Below are 24,289 nucleotides of genomic sequence, written 5' to 3'. Positions count from 1 at the left end.
GGTCAGGCTGGTGCCTGACCCGCTACGTTAGTTTGCAGAGGCCGTAGGTCTGATGGTGATTTCGGTGGTATCGACACTCTCAGGCGCCTCGATGATGTGGCGCACGGCGCGAGCGATATCAGCCGGTTTGAGAGCAATAGCCCGGTACGCATCCATCACCGCCATGGTTTCTTCGTGCGTGATGGTCGAGGCCAGTTCGCTTTCCACTACCCCAGGGTTGACGCAGGACACACGGATGTTCGAACTTTCCTGACGTAAACCATCGGAAATGGCCCGTACCGCAAATTTGGTCGCGCAATAGACGGCGGCCGTGGGCACGACGGACAAGGCACCAATCGAGCCTATATTGACGATCTGCCCCGAGCCCTGGGCTTCCATAATCGGCAAAACAGCACCAATACCCCACAGTACGCCCTTGATATTTACGTCAATGGTGCGCTCCCATTCATCCTGCTTGCCAGCCGAAAGCGGAGAGAGAGGCATAATGCCCGCGTTGTTAATAAGTACGTCAATGCGGCCCCACTTTTCCCGTGCTGCCTGAACGAAGGCGGCCATCGACTGGCGGCTGGTAACGTCTAATACCTGAGCCTCTGCCTCCCCTCCTGCGCTGCGGATTTCATCAGCCAGAGCGTGGATGCGATCCAGCCTGCGTGCACCCAGGAACACTTTTGCGCCAGCCTTGCCGAGCTCTCTGGCGATACCTTCTCCGATACCGCTGGAGGCGCCGGTAATTAAGATGACTTTGTTCATGTTTTACTCCTTCAGTTGAGTTCACTGCAATCATAGATACAGACCATTGTTTCTTGTATCCTGCCTTTACTGGACTCACTGGTTAGCAATGTTAAACAATGAAAATCGATCTTAATTTGTTACCGCTTTTTCTGGCGGTCGCCGAAGAACGCAGCTTCAGCGCTGCCGCCGGGCGCCTGGGCATAACCCGTTCCGCTGTCAGCCAGGGAATAAGACGTCTCGAAGATGGGTTTCAGACCCTGCTGGTGATGCGCACCACGCGCTCGGTAAGGCTCACCGAAGCGGGTGAACGGTTGCATAAATCGTTGCTGGGGCCCATCGCCAACATTGAGGCGGCCTTTGACGACGTCACCTCGGACAGCATACCGCGCGGACAGCTCAGGATCGCTGTCACCTCAATTGCGGAAGCGTTTCTTTCGGGCCCACTGCTCGCCTCGTTTACGGCCGCGCATCCTGCGGTATCGCTTGATGTTTTCGTGTCAGATGAGGAATTCGATATCGTGGCAGCGGGCTATGATGCTGGGGTGAGGCTGGGCGAAGTTATCGAAAAAGACATGATCGCTATTCCCCTTACGGGCCAGCAGCGTGAACGGGTGGTGGCTTCACCTTCCTATCTGGCGACACACAGCGCACCGACGCACCCCCGTGAACTGGTCGCTCATCGGTGTATCGGCTGGCGCCCTTCCCCGGACGTTGCCCCCTATCGCTGGGAGTTTGAGGAAGCAGGCGTCCCTTTCGATGTGGCAATTGAACCACAAATCACCACTAACGATCTGCGTCTTATGCTCAGCCTCGCGCTGGCCGGCGGTGGTATAACCTTTGCCACGGAGGACACCTTCACACCGTACATTGAATCAGGACAGCTGGTTTCCTTACTGGATGCGTTTCTTCCATCTTTTCCTGGTTTTTATCTCTATTTTCCCCAGCGCCACAATATGGCCCCCAAGCTCAGAGCCCTGATCGAGCACATCCGCCAGTGGCGACAGCTCCCCGCCACGCAGCCTACACTGCGTTAAATGGTTCCAACCCTGAATGCAGATTTTCCTCAATCTACTGCGTCCCTTTGATGAGCATCAACGACAGCACGTCATTACCATGGAAAATGACAACGGACACGATGGGCAGGACTTCACACAAGGATGGAACCTTAAAAATGTACAGACCAATAGTTGTTATCCTCTTTATTCTTTTGACATTAGCCGCCCTCGTGGAAATCGGCATAATTTCTTTAGGCTAATACCGATAGCCTCTGAAAGGCCACGCTTGCGGCCTTTTATTTATTAAACATGAGAAGAAAATACGTAATTTTTTTGAGTAGCAGAAATTAACCCGCCCGTTAAAATATATTTTATAAATGAGAAAGTTTTAAATATATCATACACCAGATATTTTACCCTAACTTAAACCACAATTAAGCAGCAATTAAACCTAACCAAAATTAGATATTTATCGCATATTATAATTATTAGTATCGCCCCACCAGCACCGTTTTAAGGGTTGCACCTTTTACGCCAAAACCCTTTATCCACGCGCCCTCATAGCTAACGAAATATATTCACGCTATCAATTAATCTCCCCTGCAATAGCCGCGTTGGGTTTACGAACACTTAATTTGCGTATTCAGACATTTATAGCTATATCATTTTTATAACGAAATAATTTAATACCTGCACAAATAATAAGGCTTATAAATCGCAAACATATAAATAAACAACTATTTCCTGTGTAAATAATTAGCTTTGCCCTGAGGTTGCCACTTTTAATCCTGGCGGGCATCGGTCGCGCTAAAGAAAGTAACGGTAAATCCTGTTTATTAAACAGTATTTTCGCCGGGAGCGCGTTCATCCCTTCAGAAACGATGGCTTTGTTTGACACGCCGTAACCAATCACTCTGCTGGAGTAATAACTGTATGAGCCAAATATCTGTTATATCTAAATTAACTGGCGTGGAAACGACCACGGAAGGGACACAGATAACACTCGATCACTCCTCAATCGTTAAGCTTAACGTGGATCGAGCCAACATCGCAGATTACTCCCGCAGCGGAAACGATCTGGTGATTACCCTCAATTCGGGCGAAGTGATTACCCTCAAGAATTTCTACGTTACTGATGCGCAGGGCGTAAGCCAGCTGGTGCTTGAAGAGAGTGACGGAGCGCTGTGGTGGATTGAAGATCCAACCGGTGCCGCGACCTATGAATCCATCGCCTCCACCGATGCATTACTGGCGGCGTCAGGGAGTGATGCTGGTGGCGCCGCTGCGTGGCCCTGGGTGCTGGGTGGCCTGGCCGCCGCAGGTGGGATTGCTATTGCGGCGGGAACCGGCGGTGGAGGTGGCGGAGATGACGATAACAACAACCCGAATCCCGGTAATCCGGGAAATCCTTCCGAACCTGATACTACGCCTCCGAATGCTCCCACTAATCTTCAGGTCTCACCTGACGGCAAAACCGTAACAGGTACGGCTGAACCGGGCAGCACGATTACCCTTAAAGATGCCGATGGCAACACCATTGGAACGGGCAAGGTCGGCAGCGACGGCAAATTTACTATCGATCTCGGTACGCCGCTCACCAACGGGGAGCAGATCACCGCCACGGCCACCGACCCGTCCGGCAATACCAGCCAGGGTGGTCAGGTCACAGCACCGGATCTCACCGCGCCGGATGCACCTGCCAATCTGGAGGTTTCGCCTGACGGCAAAACCGTCTCCGGTACGGCTGAGCCGGGCAGCACCGTGACACTGAAAGATGCCGATGGCAACACCATCGGAACGGGCAAGGCTGGCAGCGACGGGAAATTTACTATCGATCTCGGCACGCCGCTCACCAACGGGGAGCAGATCACCGCCACCGCCACCGATCCGTCCGGCAATACCAGCCCGGGCGTTCAGGTCACGGCACCGGATTCAACCGCGCCGGCTGCCCCCGAGATTGTCACCGTCAATGATAACGTGGGCACCGAGGCGGGCCCGCTGAGCAACGGACAACGCACGGACGATGCACGCCCGACGTTCAGTGGCATCAGTGAAGCTGGCACCGTTATTACCTTCTATGACAACGGCAAGCCGATCGGCACCGCCACGGCCGATGCTACCGGGAAATGGAGCTTTACCCCGTCGACCAACCTGTCTGAAGGAAACCACGCCATGACCACCACCGCGACCGATGCGGCAGGCAATACCAGCCCGGCGTCTACGGCGGTGACCTTCGTGGTGGATACGGTCGCACCAGGCGCCCCGGCCATCACCGGCATGACCGACGACGTTGCGCCCAATACCGGCGTGCTCGGAAGCGGAAGCACCACTAACGATCCGCGCCCGCAGCTCACCGGCACGGCGGAAGCGGGCTCTACGGTCACCATCTATGATAACGGCATTGCCATTGGCACAGCGGTTGTAGGCAGCAACGGAAGCTGGAGCTTTACGCCGTCGGTTAACCTGAGCGAAGGCAGCCACCAGCTTACCGTACGCGCCACCGACATCGCCGGTAACACCGGTCCGGCCTCGCCGGCCTTTACCGTAACGGTGGATGTCACCACCCCGCCGGTGCCGACAGGATTTATCGTTAACGATGACACCGGAGGGCTGAAAGGCACGATTACCGCCGGGCAGTTTACCGACGAGTCGCAGCCCCGCCTGACGGGCCGAGGAGAACCAGGCAGCACGATTACGGTTTACGATAACGGCGTTGCGATTGGCAGCACAACGGTTCTGCCGAACGGTACCTGGAGCATCACGCCGACAACGCCGCTGGCAGAGGGTGCACATTCGATTACCCTGCGCGAAACCGATGCGGCAGGCAACCAGAGCGGCCTGTCTCAGCCGATCAACTTTACCGTCGATCTTACGCCGCCAGACATGCCGGAGGCGACGCTCAATTCGACAGGCACGCAAATCACCGGTACTGCCGAGCCGGGCAGCAAAATTGTCATCACCAACAACGCCGGGGTGCAAATCGGGACCGCCACTGCCGACAGCAACGGCAACTACGTCGCCAACCTGAACCCTGCACAAGTGAACGGCGAGATCATCTCCGTGGTCGCCTCCGATGCCGCAGGCAACCAGAGTTCACCGGCGCTGGTTAACGCAGCGGACATCACCGCGCCTGCCGCACCGGGTAACCTGGTGGTGGCGGAAGACGGGGCAAGCGTCAGCGGAACCGCCGAGCCAAACAGCACGATTATTATTAAAGCGCCGGACGGTACGATCATCGGCCAGGCCACCGCCGGTCCGGACGGCACCTTTACCATCCCGATTTCGCCAGCCCAGACCAACGGCGAAGCCCTTGCAGTGACGGCCACCGACGGCAGCGGCAACACCAGTCCGTCCGGCTTTGCCGACGCGCCAGACAGCACGCCACCGCTGGCACCGGAAAACGTGGTGATCTCTGCCGACGGCACCACGGTAACCGGTACAGCCGAGCCGGGCAGCACCGTCACCATTCGTGAAAATGGCGTTAAGGTCGGGGAAGCGGTCGCCGACGATCAGGGTAATTTCAGCGTTGATCTGATCCCGCCGAAAGCCAACGGCGAAGCCCTGACCGCAGATGCCACCGATACCGCCGGAAACACCGGCCCGACCGCGCCGTTTGACGCGCCGGACATCACCGCGGCACAAACCCCGGTCATCACAGGCGTGGAGGATGATGCGCTCGACGTCACCGGTCCTGTCAGCCAGAACGGTCTCACCAACGACAAAACCCCGACCATCAACGGAACGGGCGAGCCCGGCACAACGATCACCCTCTACAGCGGCACCACTGAAATCGGCACCGCAGTGGTTGGGCCTGACGGCCAGTGGTCCATCACGCTGGAAACGGATCTTCCCGACGGCGGGCACGTGCTGACGGCGACGGCGGTTGACGCCAACAATAACCTCAGCGGGACATCGAACACCTGGAGCATCACGGTGGATACCGCCGCGCCGGGCGCTCCAGCCATTACGCAGGTCATTGATGACGTACCGGGCCGCACGGGGCCGCTCGACAACAACCAAATCACCAACGACACGCTCCCGACGCTGAACGGTACCGGCGAGCCGGGCTCCACCGTGACGATCCGCCTGGACGGACAGGATATTGGTACTGCCATTGTGAACAACGGCGGCGCATGGACCTTCACGCCCACTACCGCATTAGGGAACGGGCAGCATACGTTCACCGTCGTCGCGAGCGATGCGGCCGGCAACACCAGCGCATCATCACCCGGCTTTACCTTTACCGTCGATACCACTCCGCCACCGGCGGCCACCCTTGACACCGTCTCCGATAACATCGGCACTGTGCAGGTTCCGCTTAACAGCGGGGATACTACCGATGACACGCTGCCGCAGCTGCAGGGAACCGCACCGGAAGGCACCACCATCACTATCTATGACGGGACCACCCTGCTCGGCACGGCCGTGCTTGACGGTAGCGGCGGCTGGAGCTTTACGCCAACCACGCCGCTGACGGACGGCCCGCATTCGCTGACGGTCCACGCGACGGATGAGGCGGGTAATACCACCATCTCGCCACCGTTTGAGCTGGCGATCGACACGACCGCGCCTGCAACGCCGGATATTCCTGAGATCACCGTGAACCCGGACGGCGCCACACCGGGGACGGCTCTGAATCCTGGGGAGACCACCCGCGATACCACACCAACCCTGAGCGGCTCGGGCACGCCGGGAGATACCGTAAGCATTTACGATGGCGCAACCAAAATAGGTGAAGCCGAGATCGATGGCGACGGTAACTGGAGCTGGACACCGGAAGATCCGCTCCCTGACGGCACCTACGATCTCTCCCTGACGGTGACCAATCAGGACAGCGCCGGGAACGAAAGCGCACCGTCCACGCCGGTGACCATTACCATTGATACCGACGCGCCGGGCCAGCCGGGGATCCCGACGGTGACAGACAGCGTAAGCCAGATCACCGGGCCAGTGGACAACGGCGGAACCACCAACGATCCGCGCCCGGTACTGAGCGGCACCGGTACGCCGAATGACGTCATTACCATCTATGACCAGGTGGGTACAGGCGAGCCGCAGGCCGTGGGCAGCGTCACGGTGGACGGTAGCGGTAACTGGAGCTGGCGTCCTGAGAGCAACATTGGCGAAGGGACGCACCAATACACGGCGACCGCCACCGATGAAGCCGGCAATGAATCTCTGCCATCAACCGGTATCACGATAACGGTCGACACCCTCGCCCCGGATACCCCGCTCATCGGTTCCATTGGCGGCGCTCAGAATGGAGGCTCAACCAACGATAACACACCTGTCATTGGCGGAGGCGGCACGACCGGCGAAACGGTGATTATCTACAACAACGGCGTGGAAGTGGATCGCGTTGAAATCGCCAATGGCGAGTGGTCATACACCCTGCCGACACAAACCGATGGCCCGCTGAATATCACCGTCGCCGCGGTGGACGACGCGGGTAACCTGAGCCCGGTCAGCCCGGTCTTTAGCGTGACGGTCGATACGCAGGCACCGACCGTGCCGCAAATTGACGCCGTCTCTGACAGCCAACTGACCAACAGCGTGCTTTACACCCGCGACGGTACCCCAACCCTCACCGGGATTGGCGAGCCGGGTTCGAGCATAACCGTTTCTGTTGATGGCACGCCGTCTCCGGTGGTCGTGGTGGTTCAGCCGAACGGGACATGGTCCTGGACAGCCGACCCCGCGCTTGCGGAAGGGCCGCACACCTTCTCGGTTGCCGCAAGTGACGCGGCGGGGAATACCTCCGCCAGCTCCGGCGATCTCAGCGTGACGGTGGATACGCTGCTTCCTGCAACGCCAACCAATATCACCATTGCCGCAGAGGGCACGCCGCTGACCGGTACGGCAGATGACGGAACCACGGTGACGGTGCGTGACGCCGGCGGCAATATCATCGGGACCGGGGTCGCGACGGGAGGCATCTTCTCCATCGCCCTCTCCCCGGCCCAACTGGATCCCGCGACGCTGACGCTGTTCGCCACGGACGCCGCAGGTAATGCAAGCCCGACAACCACCTTTGACGTACCGGACTCCCCGCTTATTCTGCCAGCGGTGCCGGTGATTACGGCAATCAACGATGACGCCGATCCCGTCACTGGCGATGTGAAAGATAAAACCACCAATGACACCACGCCTACCCTTACCGGCACCGCCGATCCGGGTAGCGTCATCACCATTTATCTGGATGGGGCGCTGGTTCCGCTGACCGAAATTGTTGCGGATACAGACGGCAACTGGAGCTACACGCCGCTGCTGCCGCTCGCGGAAGGCCCACACACCTTCGCCGTCACCGCCACGAATACCGGCACCGGCGCGACCAGCGGGCAGTCGCCGATCGCGACCGTCACCGTCGACCTCACCGATCCGACCGCACCAGCCATCGGTGCGGTGACCGATGACGTAGGCCCGGTCACCGGCCCAATCGCTGACGGGCAGAGCACCAACGACAACCGTCCTACCCTGACCGGAACAGGCACGGCCGGGGACACCATTACGGTGTACGATGACGGCGACCCGCTGGGCACCGTTGTTGTCGGTCCGACCGGCACCTGGAGCTACACGCCGCCTGCGCTGGACGACGGCAGCCACACCCTGACCGTGACCGCCACCGACCCGGCAGGCAATGAGAGCGCCCCGTCGGCCGGGATCACCATCGTTGTCGACACCGTCTCTACCACGCCGGTGATTACCAGCGTGACGGATAACGCAGGCAATGCGGCAACGCCTGTCCCAAGCGGCGATCCAACCAACGACACTACGCCAACCCTGACCGGTAGCGCCGAGCCGAACAGCGTCGTCGCCATTTTTGATGGCGCTACGCAAATTGGTACGGTGGCAGCAGACGGCACCGGTGCCTGGACATTTACCCCTGAAACCGCCCTCGGCGAAGGGACGCATGACTTTACCGTCAGAGCGACGGATCCGCAGGGCAACGTCAGCCAGCCGTCCAACGCCTGGAGCGTCGAAATCGATCTGACTGCGCCACAGGTGCCGACGATCGTTACGGTCAGCGACAACGCCCCGGGAGGCGCAACCGGCCCGCTTACCGCCGGGCAGGTGACCAATGACACCACGCCAACCCTCAGCGGCACCGGCCAGGCGGGTACCATCATTCACGTGCTTAATAACGGCGTGGAGATTGGCACCACCACGGTCGACGGCAGCGGCAACTGGACCTTTACGCCGGATCCGGTACTGACGGACGGGACGTATAACCTGCGCGTTAACGCCAGCGATGATGTCGGAAACGTCTCCGCCAACTCGCCAGTGTTCGCCTTTACGGTGGATACCGCCGGGCCTGCGGCCCCGGTGGTTACCACGGTAATAGACGATGTCAGCCCGGGAACGGGAACCCTCGCCAGCGACGGCTCCACGAACGACACACGTCCAACCTTCAACGGTACGGGGGAAGTGGGCGCAACGGTACACGTTATTGTCGATGATGTGGAAATCGGCACGGCGGTCGTCAACGCCCAGGGTAACTGGACCTTCACGCCGACCACTGAACTGGGCGAAGGGCCGCACGTTATTACCTTCAACGCCACCGATGCCGCAGGCAATACCGGGGTCATCTCACCACCGTTCAACCTGACGGTGGATACCTCGGTGCCTGAGGCACCGGTCTTTACCCCGGCCACTGACGATGCTGGTACCGTGCTGGGCCCGGTCGCCTCGGGACAAAGCACAGATGACAGCACGCCAACACTGAACGGCACCGCGGCGGCCAACGCGACCATCACCATTTATGAAAGTGGCCGTGAAGTGGGTACCGCCGTGGCGGACGCAAACGGCGTATGGAGCTTTACCACCGGTACGCAGGCAAACGGCAGCCACACCTGGACCGCCACGGTAACCGATGCCGCGGGCAACGTCAGCCCTGCCTCACCAGGCTTTACGCTGGTGGTAGATACGGCTGCGCCTGTCGCGCCGGTTATCACCCAGGCGATTGACGACGTTGGCACCATCACCGGGGCAATAGGTTCCGGCCAGACCACCAACGATCCTCTCCCGCGTCTGGTGGGGACCAGCGAGCCGCTGGCCACCGTGAATATTTATGAGGGCACGACGCTGGTGGGCACCGGTACTGCCGATGCCGATGGCAACTGGACCGTCGATATCACCGTGCCGCTGGACAGTGGGTCACACACCTTTACCGCAGAAGCAACGGATCAGGCGGGTAACACCAGCACGTCGTCCGCCGACTTCAGCCTGACCATTGACACCACACCGCCAGCGCTGCCGGTGCTGACCAGCATCACCGACGATGTCGGTAACGCCGCTGCGCCTGTCGCCAACGGCGGGTTAACCAACGACGCGCGGCCAACGCTCACCGGTACGGCAGAAGCCGGCGCAACGGTCACCATCTTTGATAATGGGGTACAGATTGGCACCGCAGTCGCCACCGGCGGCGCGTGGAGCTTTACGCCTTCCACCCCGCTGGCTGACGGGCCGCATAATCTGACCTTCTCCGCTACCGACGCGGTGGGCAACGCCAGCGCGCAGACCGGCGGTTACACCATTAATGTGGATGCCACCGCCCCTGTCGCACCGGCAATCACCTCGATTGAGGATGATGTGGGGACCGTCACCGGACCTGTTACTGGCACCAACCCAACCAACGATACCCGTCCGACCTTAAACGGTACGGCAGAAGCCAATACCACCGTACGTATTTACGACGGCACGACGCTGGTGGGGACCGTCACTGCCGATGCCAACGGCAACTGGACGCTGCCGCAAACCAGCACCACGCTGACGGAAGGCGCGCATAACTTCACCGCAACCGCCACCGATGCCGCGGGCAATACCAGCGTGGCTTCACCGATTATCACGATTAACGTTGACCTGACGCCGCCACCAGCCCCAACCGGGCTGGCGGTGATCACCAACGGGACGCAGGTCACCGGTACAGCGGAAGCGGGAAGCACCGTCACCATCACCAGCAGCACCGGAACCGTGCTTGGTACCGCCGTCGCGGACGGCAGCGGAAACTTCAGCGCCACCCTCACCCCTCCACAGACCGGCGGGGAGTCACTGATTGTCTTTGCTACCGATAAGGCCGGTAACGCGGGTATCACCACCTCCGTGATTGCCCCGATCACCACAATCCCGAACGCGCCTGTTATCGCCAATATTGACGATAATGTTGGCACGGTGACGGGCAACCTGACCAACGGGAATACCACCGATGACACCACGCCAACCCTGAGCGGCACGGCGCAGCCGAACACGACCATCACCCTCTATAACAACGGGGTGCTGATGGGCACGGTCACCGCGAATGCCAGCGGCAACTGGAGCTTCACCACGCCGGTGCTGAGCGAAGGCCCGCATGCCTTCACCGCCACGGCGAGCAACGGCTCGGGCACCAGCCCGATTTCCACGTCAACCACCGTCATTGTCGATCTCACTGCGCCAACGGCTCCAACCGGGACCTTCAACGCAGACGGCAGCGTACTGACCGGTAGCGCTGAAGCGGGCAGCACCGTCACCATCCGCCTGGCGGATAATTCAACGGTCACCGCCACGGCGGACAGCAACGGTTCCTGGAGCTACACCTTCCTCAATAAACAGACGGAAGGTCAGACGCTGCAAATCACCGCCACCGATGCGGCAGGCAACGTTTCGCTGCCCGGCTCAGCCCTTGCGCCGGTGGTGCCGCTCTCTGCCAGCACCAACGCTGAAGAACTGGCGCTCACGACCACCGCCACGGTGACCAATTCGCAGTACAGCGACTATGGTTTCCTGCTGGTAGGCGCCTTAGGTAACGTGCTGACGCTGCTCGGCAACGACACCGCGCAGGTAGGTTTCACCGTCGGCAACGGCGGCAGTGCGGATATTGCCGTGAACGCCAACGCCACGGGTGCCGTTCTTTCCCTGCTCAATACCCTTGAGCTGGTGGTACAGCGCTTCGACGCCGCCAATAATACCTGGACTACCGTGGTCGATACCGGGCAGCCGCAGTTCGCTGACCTGTTGACCCTCGGCGCGACGGGGGTGTCGCTGAACCTGACCGGGCTGGCGAATGGTCAGTATCGCGTCCTGAGCTACAACACTAACCTGCTGGCAACCGGCTCTTACACCAGCCTCGATGTGGCGGTGAAAGAGACCAGCGCAGGCACCGTGTCCGGCGAGACCAGCGTTGTCGGGAACGTCATCACTGACGTGGATCCAACCGCAGGCAGCGACAACGCCCCGGCGGGCACCACCGTCACTACGGTCACCAACGCCCAGGGCACCACCACCAGCGTTACGGCTGACGGCACGGTGATTCAGGGGCAATACGGCACGCTGACCATCAACCTGGACGGCAGCTATACCTATAACCTGACCAACACCAGCGCCGCCGTCATTGGCCGCACGGAGAACTTTACCTACACCATCACCCACAACGGCACCAGCGCCTCGGCAAATCTGGTTCTGTCGCTGGGCGAAGGCACTACCAGCAGCGGGATCGTGGCCGTGGACGATACCGCCTCGCTGACCTTCGACACCACCGTGGAGGCGATCAACAACGGCACCTCGTCGCAGGGCGGCTTTACCCTGGTGGGGATCAACCTTGGCAATACCCTGGGGCTGAACCTGCTGGACGATCTGGCCAACCCGATCATTTATAACGTGGAAGAAGGCACCACCCGCACCATGACCGTTCAGGCCTCCGTGGGCGGCGTCGCGCTGGCCTCGGTGTTCGACCTCTACATCTATAAGTTCAACAATGCGACGCAGACCTTCGAGCAGATGCGCGTTGAACCCGGCTGGCTGCGCGCGCCGCTGCTGGGCGGCACCTCCCCGCAGCTGACGTTGAACCTGCCCGCTGGCGAGTACCTGTTCCTGCTCAATACGGCGGCGGGGATCACCGCGCTGACGGCCTACACGCTGAACGTCTTGCAGGATCATGTCTACAGCGTGGCAAGCGTGAGCGAGAGCACGACCGGGGATGTGCTGGCGGATGATATTGCGCCAGCAGGTACCGTGGTCTCCGACGTTAACGGCGTGGCGGTGAACAGCAGCGGCCTGACGGAGATCACCGGCGAGTACGGTACGCTGCGGATCAACGCAGCCGGGGAGTACACTTACACCCTGGACAGCGGAGTCGGCGCTGACAGCATCAGCACCCCAGATACCTTCGTCTACACCATCACCGCGCCGAACGGCTCGAAAGACACGGCATCGCTGAACATCACCCCGACCGCGCAGCCAATGGACGCGGTGAACGATGTCAGCACGGCGATGGACGTGAACTCGGTGCACCGCACCGCCGCATACTCGGATACCACCGTCGGGTCGGCGAGCTGGAACGCCGCGCTGCTTGCCTCAACCCAGGGCAGCGGAAGCGGGACCTTCGTGGTGGATCCTAATACTGCACTGCATAACGTGGTTCTGTCGTTTAACGTCGCCTCGCTGCTGACCCTTACCGGGTTAACGGTCGACTGGACGCTGACCAACGGCACCACCACCCTCAGATCCGGCTCATTTAACGGCGGGCTGCTGCTGGGCGGCAGGGCGACGATCAACCTGACGGGCCTCGATCTGGAAGCGGGAACCTATACGCTGAACTATACCGGCAGAATGGGACCGCTCGGGGTGGGAAATATCACCGTTACCCCAAGCGTCACCGGGACCAGCTACTCCCTGTCGCAGTTTGACGCCACGGGCACCCACACCGTTGACGGCAATATCTTCGACGGCACCGGCTCCGCGGGCGCGATGGACCAGCTGCACTCGGTGGATACCCGTCTCAGCATTACCGGCTACGACGGCGTAACCACCACGCTGGATCCTTACACCGGCAGCACGCAGGTAAATATCACGGGTCACTACGGCACGCTGGCGATTGCCGCAGACGGCAGTTACACCTACACACTCAACCCGGGGATATCGTTCTCTACCATTACCAGCAAGGAGGTCTTTAACTACACCCTGACCGACGCCAACGGTACCCGGGATACCGCCTCGCTGACCATCAATATGGCACCGAAATTTGTCAGTTCGGAACATAACGATGTGATTAGCGGCACGGCCTACGGCGACACGCTGATTTATCAGGTGTTGAACGCTACGGCGGGTAACGCCACCGCAGGTAACAGCACGGGTGACCACTGGACGAACTTCTCCCTGTCGCAGGGAGACAAGATCGACATTGGCGATCTGCTGGTGGGCTGGAACGGTAGCGCGTCGACGCTGGGGAACTATGTCTCTGTTTCACAAAGCGGTAACAATACTGTGATCTCCATCGACCGTGACGGCACGGGAGCCGCCTACACTAAATCTACGCTCGTTACGCTGGACAATGTTCAGACCACCTACGACGAGCTTGTAAACCAGCAACACATCATTACCTGATAGCACCTGCAAGAAATGACCCGGGCGCGCACAGCGCCCGGGCATAAACAATAAAGCAGTACTTTTTTATTAGGGACAAGACATGGGAAAGAAGATGCCTTACTGGTGACTCTCGTGCTGCCTGATATCTGTGCCCGCTATCGCGGCAAACCCTGCGGCGATGATTAATACCGGACAATTAAGCGAAACGCAGGAACTCCCCTCTTTAAATGGCCGCGTGGCGCCCGTAGCCAGCAAAGCCGCCCCCGGCACGCTACAGCTGGATGAAGCCGTAAACCGCGCCGTGACCTGGCATCCGGCCATCAGTGAAGCCGTCGGCAAACTCTATCAGCAGAGCGAAAATGTGGACGTCGCCAAATCGAAATATTATCCGCAAATTAACGCCGGCATGGATAACGGCTATAGCCACGACGGCGACGATAATGGCTTTACCCCCTCGCTGGTGCTTTCTCTTTCGCAAATGCTTTACGACTTCGGCAAAGTCGCAAGCCAGGTGCGCGCCGAAAACGCGGGCGTCGCCCAGCAGCAGGCCAACGTGCTGGTGAGCATCGACACTATCGCCCACGATACCGCCATCGCTATGGTGCAGGTGCAGACCTGGCAGCAGATGGTCGAGACCGCTAAAGAACAGCTGGACGCCCTGACCTCCATCGGCACACTGACGAAGCTGCGTAATGACGAAGGCGCCACGTCGCTCTCTGACGTGGTGCAGACCGATGCCCGTATCGAAGGCGCGCGAGCGCAGCTGATGCAGTATCAGGCCAGCCTCGACAGCTCACGCGCCACGCTGATGAGCATGCTGGGCTGGGACGGCCTGAACGCGGTCAGCAATGAATTTCCGCAAAGTCTGGCCCGCAGCTGCGATATTGCCGAGCCGGACGATCGCCTGGTACCCTCGGTTTTAGCGGCCTGGGCGCAGGCTAACGTCGCGCAGGCCAATCTCGACTATGCCAACGCGCAGATGACCCCTACCGTCTCGCTGGAGCCGGAAGTCCGCCACTATCTTAACGACCGTTACTCAGGCAACGAAACGCGGGACCGCACCCAGTACTCCGCGTGGGTAAAAGTGCAGATGCCGCTCTATCAGGGCGGCGGCCTCACCGCCCGGCGTAACGCCGCCGGACACGCGGTGGAATCGGCCCAGTCCACCATTCAGCGCACCCGTCTTGAGGTGCGGCAAAAACTGCTGGAAGCGCGCAGCCAGGTGATGAGCCTGATGAGCACGCTTCAGATCCAGGGCCGCCAGGAAGCGCTCAGCGCCCGTACCCGCGAGCTGTATCAGCAGCAGTATCTCGATCTTGGTTCCCGCCCGCTGCTCGACGTGCTCAACGCCGAGCAGGAGGTGTATCAGGCGCGCTTTACCCAGCAGCAAACCGCCGGACAGCTCCGCCAGCTTCAGCTGAACTGTCTCTACCAAACCGGGCGCATACGTCAGGCGTTCGATCTTGAAAACCGCACCATCCAGACCGTGGAGATCCAGCCATGAAGCAACGCGATATTCCGCAGGGTGAAAACATGACGGATGAGGCGCTGGAGCAGTGGGCGCAGGCGTTTGGCTATGTGGCGACGCGCTATCGCGTTGCCTGCTCGCCAGGCTCGCTGATCGCGGGCGCGCCGTGGCTGAAAGGCAAACCGATGGTGCCCGCGCTGACGCAGCTCGCCCGTGAAGCCGGGCTGACGTTCCAGCTGCTGACGGCCGATCAGCACGCCATCAACAGCTGGCGTCTGCCGGTGGTGGTAGAGCTAAACGACGGTAAAATCGGCGTGATCGACAATTTCGACGGCGAGGATACGCTTGAGGTCAGCTTTTTCGACGACAACACGCACACCAACCGCCTGTCGATGAGTGCGATGCTGCCTGCCATCCGCCACGTCATCGCCCTGCGTCCGCTGGCGGCGCTGAAGGACAGCCGCGTGGACGCCTATATCTCAAAATACCGCCCGGACTGGCTCTACCGGCTGGTGATGCGCGACCTTCGCCCTTACAGCTGGGTGATGCTGGCGGCGCTGTTTATCAACGTGCTCTCCCTCTCCGGCATTGTCTTTTCCATGCAGGTGTATGACCGGGTGATCCCCGCCCAGTCCTACCCGACGCTCTACGTACTGACCATTGGGGTACTGATCGCCACGCTGTTTGGTTTTGTGCTGCGCGTGGCGCGCGGGCACATTATGGATCTGCTGGGCAAACGCTCGGATATGCGCGTCTCGGATCGGGTCTTCGGCCACGCGCTGCGGCTACGCCATAGCGCCATTCCGCGCTCCACCGGCAGCTTTATCTCCCAGCTGCGCGAGCTGGAGCAGATCCGCGAGATGGTCACCTCCTCCACCATTTCCACCATCGTCGATCTGCCGTTCTTTATCCTGTTTGTGATTGTGCTGGCGATCATCGCCCCGCAGCTGGCGTGGATCGCCCCGGTGGCGGCGGTGATCATGGTCCTGCCTGGCCTGCTGCTGCAAAAGAAGCTGGCGGAGCTGGCGAAGCAGTCGGCGCATGAATCTACCCTGCGCAACGCGGTGCTGGTGGAGAGCGTGCAGGGGCTGGAGGACATCAAGCTGATGCAGGCGGAGAACCGCTTTTTGCAGCAGTGGAACAGCTATATCCAGATCACCGCCGAATCCGGCCTGCGCACCCGCGAACTGACGCAGAACCTGATCAGCTGGGGGATGACCATTCAGAGCCTGGTCTATGCCGGGGTGATCGTGGTGGGCGCGCCGATGGTGATCGACGGCACCTTAACCACCGGTTCGGTGGTGGCCGCCTCGATGCTCGCCTCACGGATGATCGCCCCGATGGCGACGCTGTGCGGCGTGCTGGCCCGCTGGCAGCAGGTGAAGGCGGCCAAAGAGGGGCTGGACAGCATTATGCAGCTGCCGACCGAGAACCAGCGCGAAGAGACGCCGATCCGCCAGGACGTGCTGCGCGGCCACTATCTTTTCGAGCAGGCGCAGTTCCGCTATCACCCGGAAGATCCCCGCATGGCGCTGCGCATTAACCGCCTGGAGATCAAAGCGGGCGAAAAAGTGGCGATCCTCGGGCGCAACGGCGCGGGTAAATCAACCCTGTTGCAGGCGATGGCGGGCGGGATGGATCTGGCGGGCGGTGAACTGCGGCTCGACAACCTCAGCCTGCCGCATCTGGACGTGGCTGACGTGCGGAGAAACGTCGGCTTTATGACCCAAAACGCCCGGCTGTTTTACGGCACCCTGCGCGAGAACATCACGCTCGGCATGCCCCGCGCCACCGATGAAGAGATCTTCGAGGTGCTGGAGATGTGCGGCGCGGCCAGCTTTGTGCAGAAGCTGCCAAAGGGGCTGGATTACCCGATTATGGAAAATGGCGTCGGGCTGTCCGGCGGGCAGCGGCAGTCTATTCTGCTGGCGCGGATGCTGCTGCGCGACCCGAATATCGTGCTGATGGATGAACCGACCGCCTCCCTTGATGAACATACCGAGCGGGAATTTATTCAACGTCTCGGGGCGTGGCTCGGCAACCGCACGCTGGTTGTCGCGACCCACCGCGTGCCGGTACTGGAGCTGGTGGAGCGCGTGGTGGTACTCAAAGATGGCATGCTGGTGATGGACGCGCCAAAAGCGCAGGCGCTGAACAACAGCCGTATGCAGCAACAGCAGCAGGCAACCGGACGGGAGTGGAATAATGAAAATCAATCAGCGTGACGTTGCCGCAGTAGAAGATCTGGATAACGCGCTCGACTCCGAGAGCGGTTATACCGGTGCCCGGCGCATCGTTTTCTTCTCCCTGCTGATGTTTGTGGTGCTCGGCGTCTGGGCGTGGTTCGGGGTGCTGGATGAAGTCTCAACCGGCACCGGAAAAGTGATCCCCAGTTCACGCGAGCAGGTATTGCAGTCGCTGGATGGGGGGATCCTCACCGAGCTGAACGTACACGAAGGGGATCAGGTGCAGGCCGGACAGGTGCTGGCGCGGCTGGATCCTACCCGCTCGGAATCTAACGTCGGCGAAAGCGCGGCGCGTTACCGCGCGTCGCTGGCCTCCAGCGTGCGCCTGTACGCCGAGGTGAACGATCTCCCGCTGAAATTCCCGCCTTCCCTGGCGAAATGGACCGACCTGACCGCCGCAGAAACGCGGCTTTACAACTCTCGCCGCGCCCAGCTGGAGGATACGCAGCGTGAACTCCGCTCCGCGTTAGCGCTCGCCAATAAAGAACTGGCGATCACTCAACGGCTGGTGAAAACCGGTGCCGCCAGCCACGTGGAAGTGCTACGCCTGCAACGGCAGAAAAGCGACCTGGAGCTGAAGCTCACCGACGTACGTTCCCAGTATTACGTGCAGGCCCGTGAAGCGCTGTCGAAGGCCAACGCCGAGGTGGATATGGTGTCAGCGATCCTGAAAGGCCGCGAGGATTCCGTTACCCGCCTGACGGTGAAGTCGCCGGTGCGCGGGATCGTGAAAAACATCAAGGTGACCACCATCGGCGGCGTCATACCGCCCAACGGCGAGTTAATGGAAATTGTGCCGGTGGACGATCACCTGCTGATTGAAACCCGCCTCTCGCCCCGGGATATCGCCTTTATCCATCCTAATCAGGAGGCGCTGGTGAAAATCACCGCCTACGATTACGCGATTTACGGCGGGCTGCACGGAGTGGTGGAGACCATTTCCCCGGACACCATTCAGGACGAAGCGAAGCCGGAGGTGTTCTACTACCGTGTATTCATTCGCACCAGCCAGGATTATCTGGTGAACAAGGCGGGCAGGCACTTTTCGATTGTGCCGGGGATGATTGCGACGGTGGATATTAAGACCGGGGAGAAAACGGTGCTGGATTATCTGATTAAGCCGTTTAACCGGGCGAAGGAGGCGCTGAGGGAGCGGTAGTCAAACGCCGGGTGGCGGCTTCGCCTTACCCGGCCTACACCGCTGTTCCGAGTGATGAGGATCCAACACACCTAACATGATCTCCATTACCAATCTGCTATAGTAGCCCAAATTCATTTTTCAGGAAGAAATCATGCGCCAACGAACCATTGTTTGCCCCATCATCCAGAATGACGGAGCCTACCTGCTATGTAAAATGGCCGACGATCGCGGTGTATTCCCCGGTCAGTGGGCACTCTGCGGTGGTGGAATGGAACCAGGCGAAACCATGGAACAGGCGCTGCGCCGTGAAGTCCGTGAGGAGCTGGGCGACGCGCTGGACATTATCGACGTCAAGCCCTGGGCTTTTCGCGATGACATCAGGGTCAAAACTTACGCCGATGGTACCACCGAGGAAATTTATATGATTTATCTGATCTTCGACTGCATCAGCGCCAATCGGGATGTTACGTTTAACGACGAGTTTCAGGAGATCGCCTGGGTTTATCCGGAATCGTTAAGAGAGCTGGATCTCAACGAGGCCACGCGCATTACCTTTACGCAAAAGGGCCTTCTTTAATCGCCCACTGCCCCGGCGTTTTACCGGTCCACGTTCTGAAAACTTCAATAAATGCGCTGACGCTGCTGTATCCGCACGAGAGCGCAATCCACCCCACCGGCTTCCCCGCCGCCAGCCACTCCATCGCCTGCATGACGCGCGCCAGCTGGCGCCAGTTGACGAAGTTCATCCCCGTCTCCGCGCTAAACCGCCGGTTGAATGTACGTACGCTCATCCCGGCACGGCTGGCATGGCTTTCCACCGTCTGATTATCATCGACGGATTGCAGCAGTTTCCTGACCACATTTTTCAGCCGGGGATCGGTCGGTACGGGCAGATAAAAGCGGACCTGAGACGCCAGAGCCAACTCCTCCAGCAGCAGGATGAGCTTTCGGGGATCGTATTCACTCCCGGCAACGCTTAAACGGGAAAACAGTGCATCGGTAAAATCGTCAGACTCGAAAAGCGTGGCCTTTTCCGGAAGCCCTTCACAATGGGCAGGGTCAAGATAGACAGCGCAACCTTCAATCGCGCTTTCCGAAAAGGCAGCGTGCTGCTGACCAGGCGGGATCCAGCCGATATGTTTTGCGGGTACCACCGAACGCCCCAGCGGCGTCTCAATCACCAGCAGCCCCGCAGCAATGCGCCAGAGCTGGCCGGCATGATGGCTGTGCCACGGGGTGTGATAGCCACCGGGATGAACAAGCCTCTCAGTTGTCAGCATGAATTTGACCGAAAATCGTTATTCTTCGACTTATTACAGAAACTACGCCTTATGCTGTCAAGGATAATAGCGGCTCAACATCACGAGGAGCTAAAATGACCATCATTACATCCCTGATAAACCAGCCCGACAACACCGCGCAGCGCGAGCAAATGGCCTGTCTGTTAACCCGCTTATTCAATGGCAATGTAGATCCGGCAGAGGTGTTTACGCCCGATTACCAGCAGGTTACGGACGGTCACATGCTTGATTATCAGGGATTTATGAAACACCTGAACCATGTGCGTGCGCAGATCCGCGAGATTACGTTTACCGTGGAAGCGTTATGTTGCCATAACGAATGTGTGGCAGACCGGCACAGAGTGGCCGTGACATATCCGGATGGTCGCCAGGCAGAATTAGAGGTGTATATGTTTGCCACGCTGCGCGAGGGGAAAATTTGTCGGATCCATGAAGTCACACAGGCGCCAGACGGCGATGCATTTGACCGCACCCTCGCCCACGCCACGCAATAACCTTACCCTACACGGGAACAGCGCATAACGGCATCTGCCATTATGCGCATCCGCTTACAGGGAAATTTTCAGACGTCGAACCGCTTCTTTAAGCTGCTCATCCGTTGGGGTAACGAAAGACATGCGCAGCGTGGTGTGGTCCGGCTCGTTGCAGTAGAAGAACTCACCCGGCACAAACACGACGCCGTTGCTCAACGTTTTTTCCAGCCATTTCGTCGTATTGATGCCGTTATTCATTTTCGCCCACAGGAACATGCCGCCCTTTGGCTTGTGGAACGACATCACATCGCCCAGCTCCGCTTCCAGTTCACTGGCAAAGGTCTGGTATTTCTGGCGATAGGCTTCGCGGATCATTTTAATCTGATTCGCCAGACGACCGGTTTTCAGATATTCGTACGTCATCAGCTGCGACAGCGTGCTGGTGTGCAGATCGGTGGTTTGCTTGAGGTTCACCACCGCACGCTTCAGCCACTCCGGCACCAGCACCCAGCCCACGCGGGTGCCCGGCGCGAGGATTTTAGAGAAGGTGGAGGTGTACACCACGTTATCCTCATTGCCGATATCTTTGGCATGAGCAATCAGCGGGCGGAACGCTTCCTCGGTATAGTTGATTTCGCTGTACGGATCGTCTTCGATAATCACGAAGTCATAGCGCTTCGATAATTCCACCAGCTGTTTACGACGCGCCTCGGAGAGCGTCACGCCGCCCGGGTTACCAAAGGTTGGCACGATATAAACCGCTTTGATGGTTTTGGTTGCCACCAGCGCTTCAAGTTCATCTACTTTCATGCCGTCGCCGTCGGTGCCGACGGATTCAAAATTCGCCTGTGCCAGGCCAAAGACCTGCAACGCAGCGAGGTAGGTCGGACGCTCAACGACGACCGTATCGCCCGGGTTAATTAACGCACGCGCCAGCACGTCAAGCGACTGTTGAGAGCCGGATGTAATGACCACGTCATCGGCTTTACAGGCGATGCCGCGACCTTCACAGATGCGTTGGATCTCTTCGCGCAGCCCCGGGACGCCTTCCGTCAGGCCGTACTGGAACGCTTCGCCAAAATGCTGAGACAGCACGGCATCAGCGGCAATTTTTAAACCTTCATGATCGAACAGATCCGGGTTTGGAATACCGCCCCCCAGCGAAATCACGCCTGCCATTTTGCTATGTTTTAATAATTCACGGATGGCAGAGGATTGCAGGCCCTGCGCGCTGCTGGCGAGTTTGTTTGCAGACATTCTTTACTTACCTTCTTTTTTTATATTGTGCCCAATCTTAACAGAATATGGGCAATAAATTCCGTTAGCTTAGGCAGCGGACGCAAATCCTGGCGCCACAATAAATGCACCGGCCTCGGCGCGGGCGTAAACGCTTCCAGAACCCGAACCAGCCTGCCGTTTGCCAGCTCTTCAGCCACCAGCACTTCCGGTTGCAGCAATAGTCCTGCCCCGGCTCGCGCCGCCATGCGTAAGCCGTAGCCGTCATTGCATCGTAAGACGGCATCACGCTTCCAGCGCACCTCGCCTTCCACACCGGGCAGCCGCCACTCGTTACGCGCCGTCCATACCGTGTGCGACAGACACAGGTGATCCACCAGATCGGCTGGCGTTTGCGGCGTACCGTGACGCGCCAGATATTCCGGCGCGGCGCAGATCGTCATGTTGTAGGGACAGAGATATTTCGCCACCAGATCCTCATTTCGGATCTCCCCGATGCGAATGGCCAGATCGACCCCTTCCTCCACCAGATCCACCATTCGGTTGGTGAGATCCAGTTCGATGCGCACTTGCGGGTAGCGCTGTAAAAACGTGGCCGTCAGAGGCGCGATAACGCAGCCGCCAAACGAGGTGGGTGCCGTCACGCGCAGGGTGCCGGCGGGCGTGGCTCGCAGACGTTCAACTGCGTTTTCAGCAATGGAGACCTGCTCCAGCACGCGCCTGGCCTCTTCGAAATAAACGCGTCCGGCGTCGGTCAGGCTCTGGCGTCGGGTGTTGCGTTCCAGTAGCCGCGTGCCGAGCTGCGATTCCAGCAGCGCAATATACTTCCCGACCATCACCGCCGACATCTCCAGCCGGGCCGCCGCGCCGGTGAAGCTGCCGCTTTCCACCACCGCGATGAACGTCTCCATCCCGCGAAGCTTATCCATATTCCAAACCTCTGGTTAGTAATCTTCTAACGTTAGCCCAGTTTATCTGAGTTTTTATTTATTAAAGAATGAAGACTCACAACATAAGGAGTCTGCTATGAAAATCGTCATTATTGGTGCCAGCGGTACGGTCGGTCGTGCAGTCACAGAAGAGTTAAGCCAACGCCACGAGACGATCCGCGTGGGTCGCACGCAGGGCGAGCATCAGGTGGATATCACCTCGCAGGCGAGCGTACAGGCGCTGTTCGAAAAGATCGGCCCGGTGGATGCGATTGTCTCCGCCAGCGGTGGGGTACACTTCGGCCCGCTCGCAACCATGACCGACGGCGAGTTCAACCGGGGCTTGCAGGATAAGCTACTGGGGCAGGTTCGTCTGGCGCTGACCGGCCAGCACTTCCTGAACGAAGGCGGCTCGATCACGCTGATAAGCGGGATTGTGGCGCACGAACCGATTGCTCAGGGCGTCAATGCCACCACCGTAAACGCGGCGCTGGAAGGGTTTGTGCGCGCCGCGGCCTGTGAACTGCCGCGCGGGATCCGCATTAACCTGATCAGCCCGACGGTGCTGACGGAATCCGTCGAAGCATATGATGGCTTCTTCCCGGGCTTTGAAAGCGTTCCCGCTGCGACCGTTGCGCAGGCCTACCGCCGCAGCGTGGAAGGGGTGCAGAGCGGGCGGGTATATAAAGTGGGTTACTGAGCCTTACGGGCGGCGATCAGCACCAGCATCGGGCGTTCCGCCTCTTCGGCCAGCGCGGGCCAGGCGTCAACCTGCGCCTGCGTTGGTCCCCACTCATTGACTTCACTTATCGTCAATCCGACCTTGATCAGCGCGTTAAGCGTGGTACCCAGCGTGCGGTGGTATTTGATTACCCCCTCTGCCAGCCAGTTGCTGACGCGCTTGCCTTCGTCCTGATAATGGTTCACGCCCCAGAACCGCTCACCGTTGTCGTCGGTGAGCCAGCCCTGACGGGTGGCGCAGGTATAAATCGGGTGCTCCATCGAGAAAACCAGGCTGCCGCCGGGTTTAAGCGCACGCTGCACCCTGGCGAATAACGCATCCAGTTCCGGCAGATAGTGCAGCGCCAGCGAGCTGTAGACCAGATCGAGACTGTTTTCGCGAAGCTGAAGAGATTCCAGATCGCTACGCTGATAGTGGATCTGCGTGTCATCCGTCAGTTCTGCCGCGCGGGCGAGCATTTTTTCAGAGATATCGACGCCCGTGACGTCACAAGCGCCCAGCTCGCGCGCCACGCGGCAGAACCAGCCGTAGCCGCACCCAAGATCGATAACCGATGTGCCGGTTAAATCCGGCAGCATCGCCTTAAGCGCAGGCCACTCTGGCGCGCCGTCCAGCCCCTGAACCGAGCGCGGAAGCTGGGCGTAGCCTTCAAAAAAAGCCGGGTTGTCGTAGATGTTTTGTGCCATA

13 protein-coding genes are annotated in these 24,289 nt (G+C 59.5%); 8 read left to right on the top strand and 5 right to left on the bottom strand.

Going from position 1 to position 24,289, the window contains the following annotated elements; genetic code table 11:
* Window positions 1-27 precede the first annotated feature (27 nt).
* Window positions 28-750: an SDR family oxidoreductase gene (locus ACOT0L_RS02820; protein ID WP_126502721.1), complete on the bottom strand. Its 723-nt coding sequence runs from the start codon at window positions 748-750 to the stop codon at window positions 28-30.
* Window positions 751-848: 98 nt separating this feature from the next.
* Between ACOT0L_RS02820 and ACOT0L_RS02815 the strand changes: the two genes are divergently transcribed.
* The 6 genes from ACOT0L_RS02815 (at window position 849) to nudI (ending at window position 19,498) form a co-directional block, all read left to right on the top strand.
* Window positions 849-1,766, top strand: a complete 918-nt coding sequence (locus ACOT0L_RS02815; protein WP_094948228.1) for a LysR family transcriptional regulator — start codon at window positions 849-851, stop codon at window positions 1,764-1,766.
* Window positions 1,767-2,660: 894 nt separating this feature from the next.
* Window positions 2,661-14,084, top strand: a complete 11,424-nt coding sequence (locus ACOT0L_RS02810; protein WP_421637246.1) for a BapA/Bap/LapF family large adhesin — start codon at window positions 2,661-2,663, stop codon at window positions 14,082-14,084.
* A 121-nt stretch (window positions 14,085-14,205) separates the two neighbouring features.
* Window positions 14,206-15,570 carry a TolC family outer membrane protein gene (locus ACOT0L_RS02805; protein ID WP_368995282.1) on the top strand — a complete coding sequence of 455 codons (1,365 nt, stop codon included), beginning with the start codon at window positions 14,206-14,208 and terminating at the stop codon, window positions 15,568-15,570.
* A complete protein-coding gene (locus ACOT0L_RS02800; protein WP_023306789.1) occupies window positions 15,567-17,759 on the top strand; it encodes a type I secretion system permease/ATPase in 2,193 nt (730 codons plus the stop codon). The genes ACOT0L_RS02805 and ACOT0L_RS02800 overlap by 4 nt, the downstream gene beginning before the upstream one ends.
* Window positions 17,740-18,939, top strand: a complete 1,200-nt coding sequence (locus ACOT0L_RS02795) for an HlyD family efflux transporter periplasmic adaptor subunit (RefSeq protein ID WP_022649110.1) — start codon at window positions 17,740-17,742, stop codon at window positions 18,937-18,939. The genes ACOT0L_RS02800 and ACOT0L_RS02795 overlap by 20 nt, the downstream gene beginning before the upstream one ends.
* 133 nt (window positions 18,940-19,072) lie before the next feature.
* Window positions 19,073-19,498: a nucleoside triphosphatase NudI gene (gene nudI / locus ACOT0L_RS02790; protein ID WP_023306790.1), complete on the top strand. Its 426-nt coding sequence runs from the start codon at window positions 19,073-19,075 to the stop codon at window positions 19,496-19,498.
* Here nudI and ACOT0L_RS02785 read toward each other — a convergent pair.
* Entirely contained in the window at window positions 19,476-20,201 is a 726-nt protein-coding gene (locus tag ACOT0L_RS02785) for a helix-turn-helix domain-containing protein (RefSeq protein WP_126502719.1), read from the bottom strand. The genes nudI and ACOT0L_RS02785 overlap by 23 nt on opposite strands.
* Window positions 20,202-20,296: 95 nt before the next feature.
* On the opposite strand from ACOT0L_RS02785, the gene ACOT0L_RS02780 reads away from it, so the two are divergent.
* Entirely contained in the window at window positions 20,297-20,716 is a 420-nt protein-coding gene (locus tag ACOT0L_RS02780; RefSeq protein WP_023298434.1) for a nuclear transport factor 2 family protein, read from the top strand.
* Between the two features lie 54 nt (window positions 20,717-20,770).
* Here ACOT0L_RS02780 and ACOT0L_RS02775 read toward each other — a convergent pair whose 3' ends face one another.
* Together ACOT0L_RS02775 and ACOT0L_RS02770 are read right to left on the bottom strand one after the other, a co-directional pair.
* Window positions 20,771-21,952: a PLP-dependent aminotransferase family protein gene (locus ACOT0L_RS02775; RefSeq protein ID WP_022649114.1), complete on the bottom strand. Its 1,182-nt coding sequence runs from the start codon at window positions 21,950-21,952 to the stop codon at window positions 20,771-20,773.
* Between the two features lie 20 nt (window positions 21,953-21,972).
* Window positions 21,973-22,860 (bottom strand): LysR substrate-binding domain-containing protein, encoded by an 888-nt coding sequence (locus tag ACOT0L_RS02770; protein WP_022649115.1) that lies wholly within the window; start codon window positions 22,858-22,860, stop codon window positions 21,973-21,975.
* Window positions 22,861-22,957: 97 nt separating this feature from the next.
* Between ACOT0L_RS02770 and ACOT0L_RS02765 the strand changes: the two genes are divergently transcribed.
* Entirely contained in the window at window positions 22,958-23,560 is a 603-nt protein-coding gene (locus ACOT0L_RS02765; RefSeq protein WP_023298436.1) for a short chain dehydrogenase, read from the top strand.
* Here the strand turns inward: ACOT0L_RS02765 and ACOT0L_RS02760 are convergent.
* Window positions 23,554-24,288 carry a class I SAM-dependent methyltransferase gene (locus tag ACOT0L_RS02760; protein ID WP_063146928.1) on the bottom strand — a complete coding sequence of 245 codons (735 nt, stop codon included), beginning with the start codon at window positions 24,286-24,288 and terminating at the stop codon, window positions 23,554-23,556. The genes ACOT0L_RS02765 and ACOT0L_RS02760 overlap by 7 nt on opposite strands.
* Window position 24,289 lies beyond the last annotated feature (1 nt).

Origin of the sequence: Enterobacter cloacae complex sp. XAL002 (genome assembly GCF_049236805.1) — a bacterium.
Taxonomy (GTDB): domain Bacteria; phylum Pseudomonadota; class Gammaproteobacteria; order Enterobacterales; family Enterobacteriaceae; genus Enterobacter; species Enterobacter intestinihominis.
This window is presented reverse-complemented; position numbering and strand designations above follow the sequence as displayed.